This is a genomic window from Sporosarcina cascadiensis (genome assembly GCF_009650995.1).
Lineage (GTDB): Bacteria > Bacillota > Bacilli > Bacillales_A > Planococcaceae > Sporosarcina > Sporosarcina cascadiensis.
In genome coordinates, this window is sequence record NZ_WHVV01000007.1 from 62,472 (window position 1) to 77,020 (window position 14,549).

Genomic DNA, 14,549 nt, shown 5'->3' on the forward strand with positions numbered 1-14,549 from the left:
AACAAACATGAAAATAAACTGGATGAAAAAAGTCGGAATCACATTTGCTGCAGGAGTCTCGATTTATGCGCTCCCGGCAATCGCTCAAGCCAATGAGGAAGCTGAAACCATTTCAGATGTCAATGAAGTTCAGGAAGCAAAGCCAATTGTCGATATACAGTTGAAAGATCTTCCTGTAGTAGGTGATGTCAATGTTCAAGTGCCTTCCCCTGAGAGAAAGAATCAGGAGACCGGCAAGAAGGAAAAGTCTGCAGTCAAGGTGCAAGTGAGCGAGGGTATCATTGACAACTTGGAAGTGGATGTGGCACCTGTTGAAAAGACTGAACAGCAGGAAAAGAAAGCAATTGCGAATGTAAAACTGTCTTCACAGATTACGAATGATGTCGAAGTGAACGCAGTGGCGAAGGAGACGAAACAGCATGGAACTACAGCTGAAACATCTTCAAGCCTGGCGAAAGTGAATGCAGATGATTTGCCTGTTGTCGGTCAGACGGAAGCAGGTGTCGCAGAGCAGAAGCAGACAACTTCTGAAGACGGCGCTTCATATGACGGCGGTGTGGTGGAAGTGGATATCGAGAAAGTGCCGGTTGCGGAAGAAACGCATGTCGGCGTACTCGACAAGCATGTGAAGAAGACCAATGATTCCTATACAACAAAAGGAGGAGCAGTGCAAGCAGATCTGGAAGCTCCGGGTCTGCTGGATGAAATGCATATCGGAGTCTTGGATTCCACTGTCAAAGAAGATGAAACAGGTTCTTCATATGACGGCGGTGTAGTAGAGGCAACGATTGAAAAAGCGCCGATATTGGATGAGACGCATGTCGGTATTCTTGACCGACATGTGAGCGAGACAGAGGACAGCTATACGAGCAACGGCGGTGTTGTGCAAGCAGATGCAGCAGCTCCCGGTTTGCTTGACGATACACATGTCGGAGTCTTGGATTCCACTGTCAAAGAAGACGAAACAGGTTCTTCATATGACGGAGGTGTAGTAGAGGCAACGATTGAAAAAGCACCGATATTGGATGAGACGCATGTCGGTGTTCTTGACCGGCATGTAAGCGAGACAGAGGACAGCTATACGAGCAACAGCGGTGTTGTGCAAGCAGATGCAGCAGCTCCCGGTTTGCTTGACGATACGCATGTCGGAGTGCTGGATTCTCACGAAAAAAAAGATGGAAATTCACTAATGCTTGATGAAGGTGTTGTGAATTCAATGATCAAAAATTTACCGGTCATCGGCGACTTATCACTCGGCGTGCTGGACCGCCATGAAAGAGAAAACGGAAACGATTCATCTCTTTCAACCGGTGTCGCTCAAATTCTTTCAAACGGAACACTTCTTGAAGACGTTACAATAAACATTTTACGGAAAACTGAACAAACGACTGATGAAGGAACTCACATCAAGCAAGGCGTTGCGATTGTGGATTTGACGCTGCCTGTCATTGGCGATATAAAGGCAGATATTCTGACCAATGAAACATTCAAGCCGACAGCAGCTTTTCCACCGGTAACACCGCCGGTAACGCCACCGGTAATTGAGCCTGGCGGGCCGTCTGTTCCTGACACAGATGTTGAAGAAGAACCCGGCAATAATGGGAACAATCCCAATGTGCCGGATGCAAATGATGGAACTACGGAAATTCCCGGAATTGAAATCAATCCCATTCCAACAGTTCCAAATGAGGAAGACAGCGGCACACCCTCTGAAGACGGAGATGACAACACTTCAAATCCAAATGATCAGTCTGAGGGAAATGAAGATTCCGGAGATGCAAATGCAGTTCCAGGCGTACCGGAAGAAAACGAAAATTCCGATGCGGATGTGGGAACTGTGGACCCCGGGCAAGAGGGAACCGATGGATTACCCGGCGCATCAGATGATAACTCGACAGACAGTCAGCGAGAGCAAGGCACTTCAAATGAATGGCTTGCACAGTTACTGGGTCAATCAGGCAATAACTCTGCAATGAAAAACAGTTTGTCTGACCGTTCGACAGGGCAGCCGTTCGCCGCGGATTCGGCAGATAGATTACCGACTACTGGAGGATTTCTGGATCCGATGCTGATGTCGATCCTTGCTGCATTGTTCTTACTCGGCGGAATTACTGCACGAAAATGGGCGCTGAGTAAATATGCTTAAAAAACACATAGTCGGCAAATGGATCGGCAATGTCTTGATGGCGACAGGAGCAGCAGTACTGTTGCTTCTCGCCTTTGGATTTAATTCGAATCAGTCAAAGCAGTCTGAGCATGTGGATGCGTTTGCTGCCATGAAGGCGGATGCAGCAGATCAGGATAAAGAATCAGTAAAAGCGACGCAAAATCCCGAGAAAACAGGAAAGAATTCTTCATTTGATCAAATAGAAGGGGTACTCGATATTCCTGAAATCGATCTCCATTCACCCGTGCTGCTCGGAGCAGATGACCAAACGCTTGCAGCAGGCCTCGGAGCAATTGAAAATATGGATTCACCGGGCGAAACAGGTGGCAGTTACGCCATTGCCGGTCACCAGTCTTATGCATTCGGCCACTATTTTAACCGTCTGCATGAAGTGGAGACAGGACAGGAATTTACGTTTGAAACTGTGGACGGTATTCAGCAGTATGAAGTGTTTGATATTCAAATTGTGAAACCGGAGCAAGTGGAAGTTCTGAAACGTCAGGATGGACTTGCCTTACTGTCATTAATCACCTGTTATCCCGAACGTTCAAATGAGTTCCGGCTGGTTGTGCAGGCCAAACGGATAAATTGATTTAGAAAGAGGCTGTCATTGAAAGTTGAATTTGACTTTCAGGACAGTCTCTTTTTTATGAAATTATATAGATAACAGGCTGTCGATAGACTTAGAATACTGCTGAATTATGATATACTCTGCCTATATAAGAAGGGTGGAATGAAAATGGCACCGAAGAATTCAGATCGTTTTATTGTGGCTTATAACCGGATTGATAAAATACTGGCAAAGATGACGGATTTGCCGCCTCACTTTTCATTCTCGAGGCGAGTAGATAAAGCAAAAGATAAAAATGCGCTGATCAGTCATTATGAAGAGGAACTGCGGGAATTCGGCAGTTTGCGGAATGCGATTGTACATAATAAAACGGGATTGGATTATGCCATTGCAGAACCCCATGATATCATCGTTGAAATGATTGAATCGATCGAGGAGAAATTATCGAATCCTCAAACAGTAAAAGATCTCTTTCAAGGAAAAGTGCATACATTGCAGGCGAATGAATCATTGGCAGCAGGTTTGAAATTGATCAGGGAAAGGAAATTTAATCAGCTGCCGATTTATCATAAGAAGAGATTCATAGGATTAATCACGGCAAACGGTATTATGAACTGGCTGGCGGATCAGAATAAAGACGACATTTCCCGGGAAATACCGACATTATTTGACGTTTATAATCATGAGAAACGTAAAAATACCTACCGTTTTATCAAAAGCACATTATCTGTTTATGAAGCAGAAGAATATTACAAGAGGTCCATTCTGAAGGGGAACCGACTGGAAGCTTTGCTCATAACAGAGCAGGGAGGGAAGGACGAAAAACTGATTGGCATCGTAACACCACTGGATTTATTGAAAATTGATTGAGAAAGAAAAGGTGAACAGAATGAATGGGGAGCTACATACGTCAATATATGAACCGGCAATTCATCTGCAGCGGGTTTCATTTGAAACAGCAAATATGAAAATCATTGATGAAGTGACGGGTTCGTTTCCGAAACAGCAGATTACCGTTTTGGTCGGTCCTTCGGGGGCGGGAAAAACGACATTGCTGAAGATGTGCAATGGCTTGCTGAATCCGACGGGAGGAGAGATATATTTGGACGGCAAACCGATTAAGGAGATGGTGCCTACCGAATTGCGCCGGCGGGCAGGGATGGTTTTGCAGCAGACACCAATGATTGAGGGAACTGTCTATGACAACTTAGCCCTTACTCTGCGTCTGCAGGGGAAAGAACTCCATCAGGAAAAAGCGTGTGAAATTCTGGATCAAGTAGGGCTTGAACATCACTATCTGCAGCACGACAGCGACAGTCTTTCGGGAGGCCAGCGTCAAAAGGTGTCGATTGCACGGACACTGCTGAATAAATCCGATATTTTATTGCTGGATGAAATCACTTCAGCTCTCGATCCTTCTTCATTGCATGAAGTGGAAGAATTAATTCGGAGTTTGCATGAAATCCATGGGATCACTGTTGTTTGGATTACACATAATCTGGAACAGGCGAAGCGGATGGGGCATTATGTCTGGATTATGATGAATGGAAAAGTGAAGGAGACGGGAGAAATCTCCGTCCTGGATCATTCTGAAAACCCCGAAGTCCAAAGCTTTTTGAGAGGGGATTTCTGATGACGGCCACTGCTTTGCTTTTGACGCTTGTTTTTGTCTTTATCCCGATTATGCTGTCGAAAACGCTGGGGCTGCAGCTTGAAAAGGATACCATCGTAGCAGCCGTCCGTTCCACTGTCCAGCTTCTGCTCGTAGGCTTCGTACTCAAATTTGTCTTTGATTCGGAAAGTTATCTGTTCATCTTTCTGATGGTCGCTCTGATGATTGCGGCCGCTGTTCAGAATGCCCGAAAAAAAGGTCAGCAGATCAGAGGAATCACATGGAAGCTGGCTGTGACCTTCATTTTCCTGGAAGTGTTGACGCAGGGTATTTTACTCGGCTTTGCTATTGTTCCCGCAACTGCGCAGTACATCATTTCATTGACAGGTATGGTGATTGGGAACTCCATGGTATTGGCCATTCTGTTTCTCAACCGTTTTATTGCCGAAGTGGAAACACACCGTCCTGAAAGTGAGCTGATTCTGTCTTTAGGAGGCACACCGAAACAAGCTATTCACCGTCAGCTGATCCGGTCCATACAGGCAAGCATGATTCCGACGATAGAAAGTCAAAAAACGATTGGTCTTGTCCAGCTGCCCGGAATGATGAGTGGACAGATTATTGCAGGCGCAGATCCCTTGGAAGCCGTGCAGTTTCAGCTGCTGGTGGTATTTCTTTTATTGACTACCGCCGCTTTAACGAGTGTTTGTTTAGGTCTGCTATCTTATCCTGCTTTGTTCAATGAACGCATGCAGATGATTCAAAAAGAACGTCTCAGTGATTGAAGAACTGCTGACTATAGTCTTTAAGGAAATGTAGTGATCCAATTCAATAAACAGAAATCACTCGTCTAGAGCACTCCGAGAATCGCGGTGTGCTTTTTTGTGTGCAAGCGAAAAAGCAAAAGGCTGAGGTGAAAAGAGAGTGGATGAAATATAACATAAAAAATTTGGGTCTTCACCAAAACATGTGCTTGACAACCCGTCACGTGCATGTTGGCAGTGTGTGGATTTGATATGTACGGGTTTCGTTTCTCGACTTTGAAGGGATTTTAATTGAAGTGTGAGTTTGCAGTTTAAACCCGCTTCGGCGCTGGGGGATTGCCTTACGCTATGAGCCTACTGGCGAAGAACGTGCCAGCAGTCTCACAGCCACGGCCTACCCCGCAGTTGCGCCTTCGCTAGTGTGGGGAGTGTATGTCATTCTGCTTTTTTGCAGAGTGTGAGTCTAGTTAATGTATTTTCGTTTTTCCACTTTGCAAATGCAGAGATCATGATCTCTGCATTTATAGAATGCTAAGTATTGCATGAAACACCGCACCTATCGTAATTATCAAATGGCTTGCTCATACCGCCACTCACATAAAAAGTATTAAAACACCAGACAGTGTACCTTCGTTCCAGGCAGCCTAAGTTCGCCGCAAGTGCCTTAATTTCTGCAAAGACCACAGAAATACGGCAAAGCGAACCCTTCGCTGTTCGCTTGGCAACGGCTGCATGACTCACTTCGTGTGAGCCCGCGGCAAAACCACTCGGGGAGGATCAGCCCGATAGGATGAGACAACTAAAGGGAGCGAAGCGAAATTAGCGTGCAGAAGAAACTCTGTATTGCCTTAATTTCCGCAAAGAGCGCAGAAATACGGCAAAGCGAACCCTACGCTGTTCGCTTGGCTCACCGAGGGCCCTCCCGAAAGCATCCGCCTGGAACGCAGGGAAACGGTATCCTTCCACTCTTATCCTATATTGCGCAATCACAGTCCAATCTCAAACTGCTCATGAAATAGCCTGTCAAGCACACATTTTGGTGCAGAGCCAAAAATTTTATAAGCAATTTTCTGCAAACGCAATGCATGAACGGTATCCAGTGCGTATTTTTCATCTATTTTTCATAATAAAAAGCCAACTGAAGTTAATTTTCAGACTAGTCTAAAGGAATCATAATGCAAATACTAGTTGACAATGATTCTCATTATCACTTATGATGATTTTTAATGAGAAGCGTTCTCATTAAAACAAGGGGGTACGGTGAAAAATGAAAAAGTTTATAAGTGTATTCAGTATACTCATGCTGCTGTTCGTTTTAAGCGCATGCGGTACAGAGAATGAAAAAGCGGAGGATAAAGCAGCCGTTGCTGCAGTAAAAGCAGAAGAACCTGTTGCAAATGAAACGGCAGTAGAAGTAACAGATATGACCGGTCAGACTTTGGCATTTGAGGAATCGCCTTCTTCTGTTGCTGCTTTGAGCTCAGGTGACCTTGATATGCTCCTCGCGCTCGGCATAGAAGTTGCCGGACGTCCAACAGTGCAAGGTCCGCCCATTAAAGAACTGGAAGGAATTCCGGAGATTGGCAATCCGCATCAGCCGAATTTCGAGAAAATTGCAGAGATTAATCCGCAAGTATTAATTGCAGCGCCCAGTTTTAAACAGCATGAAGAGAACATGAAGCGTCAAGGTACAGAAGTTGTCTACACAGCAGCCAATTCGGTTGCAGATATTCAACAAACGATTGAGTTATTCGGGCAGATTTTTGATAAAGAAAAAGAAGCAAAAGCTATTAAAGATAATATTACAAACGAAATAGAGAAAAATACAGAACAAAAAGCGGAAGCTGTGAAAACACTGCTTGTGTACGGAGCGCCGGGAACTTATCTGGCTGCGCTGCCGAACTCGCTGTCAGGTAATTTATTAGAATTGGCAGGAGGAGAAAATATCGCAAGTGATTTCCCGAATGAAGAAAAGTATCCACAGTATGCAAGCTTAAGTGTCGAGAAAATCATTGAGCGCAATCCCGAGATGGTGATGTTGATTACACATGGTGAACCGGAAGCAGTGAAAGCGGCTTTTGAAGAGGAAATGCTGAAAAACCCAGTGTGGAAAAACCTGGATGCAGTAAAGGCGGGCAATGTCGTCGTTCTGCCATCTCATTTATTCGGCACAAACCCAGGCACAAAAGTAACGGAAGCACTTACTGTCATGAAGGAAAGTTTAGGACAGGTTAAATAAGATGATTGCTGTTCCTGAAAAAACGCAGACAGAACGCCATCCTCTTGCCAGGAAACGCATGATTGTACTTGTGGCATGCAGCAGTTTGCTGGTGATCGCAGCGGCAGTCAGTTTAATGGTCGGTCCTGTGTCGTTCACCATGCAGGAAATCTGGAATGGTATTTTTCAGGCGAACGACACGATGGAGCGGCGGATTGTCTGGGAGCTGCGCTTTCCGCGTGTATTGGTCGGTATGATCGTCGGAATCAGCCTGGCAGTGTCGGGCGCCATTCTTCAGGGAATTATGCGAAATCCGCTGGCTGATCCGGGAATCATCGGTGTCTCGTCCGGTGCGGGGCTTTCGGCTACTGTCATCATGATCATGTTTCCGGCATACATCATGTTCCTGCCGCTCGCTGCGTTTTTAGGTGCGCTGATCACGGCGCTGGTCGTTTACGCTCTGTCATGGAAAGGCGGCGCTTCACCTTTGCGGATTATTCTTGTAGGGGTCGCTATCAATGCCGTCATCGGTGCATTCATGAGTGCGCTGATGCTGCTGTACAGCGACCGGGTGCAGTCCGTTCTGCCGTGGCTCGCTGGGGGGATAGCCGGCGTCGGCTGGGTGCAATTTGAAATGATCATTTATTATGCCATTGCGGCATTTGTATTTGCGGTCTTTTCGGTCCGGCATATCCGGATTTTACGGCTCGGCGATGAAGTGGCCAAGCTGCTCGGGCATAATGTGGAACGCAGCCGGTTCTTTCTGATTGTGCTGAGTACGCTGCTTGCAGGCATGGCGGTCAGTGTCTCGGGTCTGATCGGCTTTGTAGGACTTGTTGTTCCGCATATTATGCGGTCGATCGTCGGAGGAGATTACCGATTTCTTCTGCCTGCCTCTGCGCTCAGCGGAGGATTGCTCGTCGTTGTGGCGGACACCATTGCCCGTACAGCTTTCAATCCGATTGAACTGCCTGTCGGTATCCTGCTGTCTTTCCTCGGCGGACCGTTCTTCTTATATTTAATTCAAAGACGGAGGGATTCATTTGCTGATAACTAAGGAACTTTCCTATCGACATTCCACTTCGTTTGAATTGTCGTCGATTGATCTTCATATCAGGCAGGGAGAAATCGTCAGTTTGCTGGGTCCGAATGGTTCAGGAAAGTCCACATTCCTACGGCTGATTTCCAGACTAATTACACCAGGAAGCGGCGACGTCCTGCTGAACGGCGGACAATTGAAGCGAATGAAATCTCAGGAAGTGGCCAGGAATTTAGCGATGCTTCCACAGATGCAGGATCATCAGCTGGATGTTACGGTAGGCGAGCTTGTGGAATTCGGCAGACATCCGCATCGTTCAGGATACGGCAGAATCAGTCAGGAAGATCAGGATATTATCGACTGGGCGATCGATGTAACGAAACTGGGTGACTATAAGAACCGTATGCTGCAGTCGCTGTCAGGCGGCGAGCGTCAGCGGGCATGGATTGCGATGGCGATTGCCCAGCGTCCGAAAATTTTATTGCTGGATGAACCGACAACGTATCTGGATATTTCGCATCAGCTGGAAGTGATGGAGCTGGTGACGGAGCTGAATGAAACGCACGGCATGACGGTTGTGATGGTGCTGCATGATATCAATCAGGCAGCGAGCTACAGCAATCGGCTGATTGTGCTGAAAGACGGAAGTGTCCGCTTTGACGGAATACCGCAATGCGTGCTGTGCAAGGAAATGTTTCATTCGATATTTGAAATTGATGCGGAGATTTTCATGAAGAACGGCAAATGCTTTTTTACACCGAGTAGACTGCGAAAGGGAGAATGTTATGAGAACTGAGGGAGAAAAGAAACAGCCGATTGATCAAACGCTTGTCAGACAATACTTGATGGCAGCACACGGCAATTTTGAGGAAGTGCAAAAGTTGGTCGAACAGGAACCGGACTTGATACATGCGGTGATGAATTGGGGCGGCGATGACTGGGAGAGCGGTCTGGGGGCAGCTGCACATACAGGAAACCGGGATATTGCGGAATTTTTATTGGCACGGGGGGCGCGTATGGATATTTTTGCGGCAGCGATGCTCGGTGAAGCGGAAATCGTCCGGTCGATGCTGAAGTGGTATCCGGACTGGAATGAATTAAAAGGACCGCACGGCATTCCGCTAATGCGTCATGCTGCAGCAGGCGGCGAGCAGGCAGAACCTGTTCTGGAATTATTACAAACATGGAAAATGGAGGTTGTATGATGCAGAAGATGACAGCGATTAATACGATTTTTGTGGAAAAAGGCAAGGGAGAAGAAATAACATCCCGTTTCTTAAAAGCGAAGGCTGTGCATACATTTGAGGGCTTCATCCGCATGGAAGTGCTGTTAGGTGAAGAAGTGGAAGACCGTGACGAAGTAAAAGTCTGCACGACATGGGAAGACAGAAAGTATTTCGACAGCTGGCTGCACAGCCGAGAGAATGCCAAATCGCATGACGCGAAAGCACCTTCAGCGGAGAAGAGTCCAATTCTGGGCAATGAATTGACGATATTCGATGTGAAAGTGCAGCATCTTCCGGCAGAAACAGAAAGAGCGAAGTAAGTGTTTCTGCAGCAGGTCCGTCATGTGCGGATCTGCTGTCTTATAAGTTTCCGAATGTGATCTATGCATCTTAGTGGATGTATAGATGGCTTTCGGAATTTGAAGGCATCCCGGTATATCGTGTAACAGTTGAAAGTTTAGAAATCTGCTCATCGCAACCCTCCCAAACTTGCGGACGTTCTTTAGATTTCAAAACTTTCACGCTGTTCTTTTGGCTGCTTTTCTTTATTAGAAAAGCAGTTTTTCTACGTAAAAAAACTGCAGCAACCAGAAAAGGTTACGGCAGTCCGACGATTTTGAACAATAAATGTGCAGCACCTGCAACGATCGGCAGGGCAATAATTGTACGTAATAGGAAGATAATGAGCAAATGGAAAATATTCAATGGAATCTTGGTTCCGAGAATTAATCCGCCGACTTCCGACATGTAGATCAACTGGATCACGGAAATCGCTGCAATTGTAAACAATGTCACCGGTGAAGTGATGACGCCTTCTGCCAGGATGACCGGCAGGAACATATCAGCGAAACCGACAACCATCGTTTGAGCCGCATCCGCAGCTTCGGGAATCTGCAGGATATTCAGAACGTATTCAAACGGCTTGCCGAGTATACGGAAGATGCTGGTGAATTCTGCAAGCATCAGCGCAACGGTACCGAATGCCATAACAACTGGGGTCACGCCCACCCACATATCGAGTACATTCTGCATCCCTGAGCGGAATGTCTTGCCGACTGATTTCTGCTTGGAAGCGGTATTCAGCGCATTGGACAGGCCGAATGCAAACACATTCGTTCCGGCGGGAAGCTTTTCATCATCAGCTGAATACTCTCTGTCGTCAATATAGGTATTTTTAATTGAGCGTAAAGGAAAAATTCTCGGCATGATCAAAGCCAGGATCAGTCCTGTCACTATGACGGTAGCGTAAAATGGCAGGAAGTAATCCCCGAGTCCAACGTAGTCAATGATGACCAATGAAAACGTGATGGACACCACAGAGAATGTCGTAGCAATAATGGCTGCTTCACGCTGGGTATAATGTCCTTCTTCATACTGCTTGCTGGTCAATAAAACTCCAATCGTTCCGTCGCCGATCCAGGAAGCGAGCGCATCGATGGAAGAACGGCCCGGCAGATTGAACAGCGGACGCATGATTTTGACCATCAGCGAACCGAAAAATTCAAGCAGCCCGAAGTTTAATAATAAAGGAAGCAGAAGTCCTGCGAATAAGAAAATACTGAATAAGAATGAAACGAGTCCGTCACTTGCAAGAAGCAGGCCGCCGGTGTCTTCGCTCCAAATTGCTTCAGGTCCCAGTTTATAGATGACCATGATGGCAAATACCGCACCGACGATACGAGTAACTGTCCAAAACGGCGTCACTTTAAATAAACTGACGAGGAAAGACGGACGATTTGGGTCTTTTTTTACAAACAGAAATAAAATCGAACCGAGTGCAGAAAGTGTAATCAGCACCATCATCAGCTGAGGAATGATCGGTTCAAGTGAGCCGGCCAGGATATCAGCGAGTTTGGCAATCGGCACTTTCCAGCCGCCTGCGAACGGCAGGGGAATCATGAATAGAATAATCCCGAGCAATGATGGGATCAGAAATATGGACCATGTACTAGCAGTATGTTTTTTCAAGGTGTGTCTCTCCCTGTTAATAATCATTTAGTTGTATATTTATACATTATACTGTGTATTCGCCAATTGTAAATACCTAAATTCAAAGTGCAACTTTTCAGTCAGGGAATAGTCTATACTTCTATATAAATAATACAGAAGCAGCAGTCAAAATGAATGAAGGATAGGGAGGAAGCTGATGATAACAGTAATCGGAAGCGCCAATATCGATGTGATCGCAGAAGCTGAAAACTTTCCGGTTCAAGGGGAAACAGTCAGAGGCAGAAACTTTCAGACAGCGCCGGGCGGAAAAGGTGCCAATCAGGCGGTGGCCTGTGCGCGGCTGGGCGAAGAAGTACAGCTGATCGGTTCAGTCGGTTCGGATGAATACGGCAGTCTGATTATGCAGAATCTGCATAATCAAAACGTCGGCATAAAGTATGTACAGCAAATTGACGGTCCATCCGGCGTGGCAGTTATTTTGCTGACTGACGGAGATAACCGGATTATTTCCATTCCGGGAGCCAATCATGCGCTGATACCGGAACGGATCGGCCTATTACGCGATGTGATACGCGACAGCGATCTCATCATGATGCAGCTGGAAATCCCAATCGCAGTCGTCTGGCGTGTATTGATATTATGCAAAGAGCTTCAAGTTCCTGTCATGATGGATCCTGCGCCGTCCAGCAGTTTTCATTTGAAGTTCATGCCGTACTTGACTTATGTGACGCCGAATGAAACGGAATGCTTTGCGCTGTTTGGCACTTCTATAGAAGAAGCTGCAGCTAGGTATCCAAACCAATTGCTGGTCACGCTCGGCAGCAGGGGCGTTTGTTATCATGACGGCAAACAGCTGATTCATGTGGACGCCATTCCTGCAAAGATTGTTGATACGACTGGAGCAGGAGATACATTCAACGGGGCGCTTGCCAGCCAGCTTGCTTGCGGACATGATTTACAGCAGGCCATCCAGTTTGCCAATGCGGCCGCCTCGTTATCTATTGAAAAGTTCGGAGCGCAGGGCGGGATGCCGGATCGGCCGGAAGTATTCGCGAGGCTTGGCGGAAAGGCCGAGGAAGATAGAAAAGCGTAAAAAACTGCATGTATGCTGATTGTCTGAGCTAAGAAAAAAAGAAATGGTGCGGTAAATAGCCGGTTTGGTGCGTGCGGTCGGTAGTTTCGCGCGGCTTGGCCTGATAAATGTTCGGTTCAAGCAGTTTTTGGTTCGTTTCGAGAGGCTTTTGGTGCGGTCAGCTGATTTTTTGGTGCGCGGAGTCTGGCTGTTCAGGCAAAATTATATTTCCTCGGCCCGTTATTCAGTTCACATTAAGTTCATCTGCCTATATTATAATTGTATGAAATTCCCATGGAGGTGCTCAGATGACAGAAAGTAAAAAGCGTTCAGGAGGCAAAAATATAGGCTTTGCGATACTGCTGATCGGCGTATTCATGGCAGCGCTCGATAACGGAATTATCAGTGCTGCTTTAACTACAATTAACTCTTCATTCGATGTGTCAGCTACCTCAGGATCATGGGGGATTACGCTGTATACGCTAGGGCTCGCAGTCGCTACGCCGATTGTCGGAAAACTGGCAGACCGCTACGGGCGGAAAAAGCTTTTTCTTATTGAAGTAGCCATTTTTACAATCGGTTCACTCGGTGTTGCGCTGAGTCCGAACTTTGAACTCTTTCTGGCTGCCCGTTTATTTCAATCATTTGGCGGCGGCGGTATTTTCATTATCGCGAGTTCCCATATTTTAAGTACATTCTCGAAAGAAACTCAAGGAAGCAAGCTGGGACTGCTCGGCGGAATGAATGGGATTGCATCGGTGATCGGGCCGAATATCGGGAGTTTCCTGATTGATGTGACGGGAAACTGGCATTGGCTGTTCCTGATTAATTTGCCGATCGGCGTACTGCTCGTTGTTTTCGGATGGATTACACTGCAGGAAACCAAAACAGAAGTCCTTTCCAAAATCGACTTCTTGGGGATTTCTTTGCTGTCATTCTCGATACTCAGTGTCATGTTTGCGGTTAATAATATGGGGGAAGGAAATTTGCTCGACAGTCTGCTCGGCTGGAGTACGCTCGGTCTGTTATTGCTCGGTGTCGTGATATTCGCAGTGCTGATTTTTGTAGAGAAACGACATGAGAAATCGCAGACGACGGATCCGATCTTACCATATCATCTTTTGCGGAAGCCCACGTATGCGGTGACGATGGTCATGGGTCTGCTGTCAGGTATTTTCATTGGCTCCATCATCTTTATCCCGTCGTATGTCGAACAGATTCTGGGGATTTCTGCGGCGAAGTCCGGATATTGGATGACGCCTCTTGCCATTGCTTCAGGAATCGGGGCGGCTGGCGGAGGATTCTTCGTTGATAAGCAGGGGCCGGTTAAAACGCTGATTTATTCGGGGATCATTTCGATCATCGGCTTCGGCGGGCTGGGGATGTTCGTAGATTCCAAAACGACTTTCATCATATTTTCTGTCATTGCGGGAATTGGTTTCGGTTTTGTACTCGGTGCGCCGTTAACCGTCTTAACTTCCAATGCGGCGGGTGAGCAGAAAGGTTCTGCTATCGGAACTTTATCGGTCGCGCGGCAGGTCGGCTTGACTATTTCACCGACTATATTCGCAGCTTTCATTCAGCAGGGTTTTGGCAAGCTCAGCATGTTGATCCCGCAAAAGATACAGGAGCATGGAATTGATCCGAGTCAGATGCCAGGGGGTGCGATGGAGCAAATTAGCGGAAGCGGCTATGCAAATATCCAGGAGTCGATTGCGAAAATTCCAGATCCCGAAGTGCAAAGCGCTTTGCATGAAGCATTCCAAAGTGCTGTTCGTTCGGCATATGAGCCAATCTATCTTACCACAGCAGGCGCAGCTGTTCTGCTGATCATTCTTGTCAGCGTCTTCAGTAAAAAGTTTGCGGAAGATGCCAGAGAAGATAAAGATGCAGGTCAGACAGCTGACAATAAAGAGTAGAAGGAGCGGCC

Annotated in this window: 13 protein-coding genes; 12 read left to right on the forward strand and 1 reads right to left on the reverse strand. The window is 46.7% G+C overall.

Annotated features, from left to right (window positions below; translation table 11 throughout):
* Positions 1-7 precede the first annotated feature (7 nt).
* From GDZ68_RS09200 to GDZ68_RS09245, 10 genes are all read left to right on the forward strand, one after another.
* Positions 8-2,146, forward strand: a complete 2,139-nt coding sequence (locus GDZ68_RS09200; RefSeq protein WP_153721997.1) for a hypothetical protein — start codon at positions 8-10, stop codon at positions 2,144-2,146.
* Positions 2,139-2,759 (forward strand): class D sortase, encoded by a 621-nt coding sequence (locus GDZ68_RS09205; protein WP_153721998.1) that lies wholly within the window; start codon positions 2,139-2,141, stop codon positions 2,757-2,759. Before GDZ68_RS09200 ends, GDZ68_RS09205 begins: the two co-directional genes overlap by 8 nt.
* Positions 2,760-2,906: 147 nt before the next feature.
* Positions 2,907-3,608 (forward strand): CBS domain-containing protein, encoded by a 702-nt coding sequence (locus GDZ68_RS09210; protein ID WP_194841113.1) that lies wholly within the window; start codon positions 2,907-2,909, stop codon positions 3,606-3,608.
* A 19-nt stretch (positions 3,609-3,627) separates the two neighbouring features.
* The gene (locus tag GDZ68_RS09215) at positions 3,628-4,371 is read left to right on the forward strand and encodes an ABC transporter ATP-binding protein (protein ID WP_153722000.1); all 744 of its coding nucleotides are present in this window, start codon (positions 3,628-3,630) and stop codon (positions 4,369-4,371) included.
* Complete coding sequence (locus tag GDZ68_RS09220; RefSeq protein WP_153722001.1) at positions 4,371-5,135, forward strand: ABC transporter permease; 765 nt, start codon at positions 4,371-4,373, stop codon at positions 5,133-5,135. The genes GDZ68_RS09215 and GDZ68_RS09220 overlap by 1 nt, the downstream gene beginning before the upstream one ends.
* 1,246 nt (positions 5,136-6,381) lie before the next feature.
* Positions 6,382-7,353, forward strand: a complete 972-nt coding sequence (locus GDZ68_RS09225) for an ABC transporter substrate-binding protein (protein ID WP_153722002.1) — start codon at positions 6,382-6,384, stop codon at positions 7,351-7,353.
* 1 nt (position 7,354) lies between these two features.
* Complete coding sequence (locus tag GDZ68_RS09230; RefSeq protein WP_153722003.1) at positions 7,355-8,389, forward strand: FecCD family ABC transporter permease; 1,035 nt, start codon at positions 7,355-7,357, stop codon at positions 8,387-8,389.
* Positions 8,376-9,167, forward strand: a complete 792-nt coding sequence (locus GDZ68_RS09235) for an ABC transporter ATP-binding protein (protein ID WP_153722004.1) — start codon at positions 8,376-8,378, stop codon at positions 9,165-9,167. Before GDZ68_RS09230 ends, GDZ68_RS09235 begins: the two co-directional genes overlap by 14 nt.
* On the forward strand, positions 9,157-9,576 hold the full coding sequence (locus GDZ68_RS09240; RefSeq protein ID WP_153722005.1) for an ankyrin repeat domain-containing protein: 420 nt from the start codon (positions 9,157-9,159) through the stop codon (positions 9,574-9,576). Before GDZ68_RS09235 ends, GDZ68_RS09240 begins: the two co-directional genes overlap by 11 nt.
* Entirely contained in the window at positions 9,576-9,917 is a 342-nt protein-coding gene (locus tag GDZ68_RS09245; RefSeq protein ID WP_228551062.1) for an antibiotic biosynthesis monooxygenase, read from the forward strand. Before GDZ68_RS09240 ends, GDZ68_RS09245 begins: the two co-directional genes overlap by 1 nt.
* Positions 9,918-10,194: 277 nt before the next feature.
* On the opposite strand, the gene GDZ68_RS09250 is transcribed toward GDZ68_RS09245, so the two are convergent.
* Complete coding sequence (locus tag GDZ68_RS09250; RefSeq protein WP_153722007.1) at positions 10,195-11,565, reverse strand: YjiH family protein; 1,371 nt, start codon at positions 11,563-11,565, stop codon at positions 10,195-10,197.
* 178 nt (positions 11,566-11,743) lie between these two features.
* Here GDZ68_RS09250 and rbsK point away from each other — a divergent pair, with 178 nt between their 5' ends.
* Positions 11,744-12,640: a ribokinase gene (rbsK, locus tag GDZ68_RS09255; RefSeq protein WP_153722008.1), complete on the forward strand. Its 897-nt coding sequence runs from the start codon at positions 11,744-11,746 to the stop codon at positions 12,638-12,640.
* A 287-nt stretch (positions 12,641-12,927) separates the two neighbouring features.
* Positions 12,928-14,538, forward strand: a complete 1,611-nt coding sequence (locus GDZ68_RS09260; protein WP_153722009.1) for an MFS transporter — start codon at positions 12,928-12,930, stop codon at positions 14,536-14,538.
* Positions 14,539-14,549 lie beyond the last annotated feature (11 nt).

Coding starts and splice junctions, on each gene's coding strand:
- GDZ68_RS09210 (WP_194841113.1), top strand. CDS start 2,907: ATGGCACCGAAGAATTCAGATCGTTTTATTGTGGCTTATAACCGGATT.
- GDZ68_RS09245 (WP_228551062.1), top strand. CDS start 9,576: ATGCAGAAGATGACAGCGATTAATACGATTTTTGTGGAAAAAGGCAAG.
- GDZ68_RS09200 (WP_153721997.1), top strand. CDS start 8: ATGAAAATAAACTGGATGAAAAAAGTCGGAATCACATTTGCTGCAGGA.
- GDZ68_RS09230 (WP_153722003.1), top strand. CDS start 7,355: ATGATTGCTGTTCCTGAAAAAACGCAGACAGAACGCCATCCTCTTGCC.
- GDZ68_RS09205 (WP_153721998.1), top strand. CDS start 2,139: ATGCTTAAAAAACACATAGTCGGCAAATGGATCGGCAATGTCTTGATG.
- GDZ68_RS09220 (WP_153722001.1), top strand. CDS start 4,371: ATGACGGCCACTGCTTTGCTTTTGACGCTTGTTTTTGTCTTTATCCCG.
- GDZ68_RS09240 (WP_153722005.1), top strand. CDS start 9,157: ATGAGAACTGAGGGAGAAAAGAAACAGCCGATTGATCAAACGCTTGTC.
- rbsK (WP_153722008.1), top strand. CDS start 11,744: ATGATAACAGTAATCGGAAGCGCCAATATCGATGTGATCGCAGAAGCT.
- GDZ68_RS09215 (WP_153722000.1), top strand. CDS start 3,628: ATGAATGGGGAGCTACATACGTCAATATATGAACCGGCAATTCATCTG.
- GDZ68_RS09260 (WP_153722009.1), top strand. CDS start 12,928: ATGACAGAAAGTAAAAAGCGTTCAGGAGGCAAAAATATAGGCTTTGCG.
- GDZ68_RS09225 (WP_153722002.1), top strand. CDS start 6,382: ATGAAAAAGTTTATAAGTGTATTCAGTATACTCATGCTGCTGTTCGTT.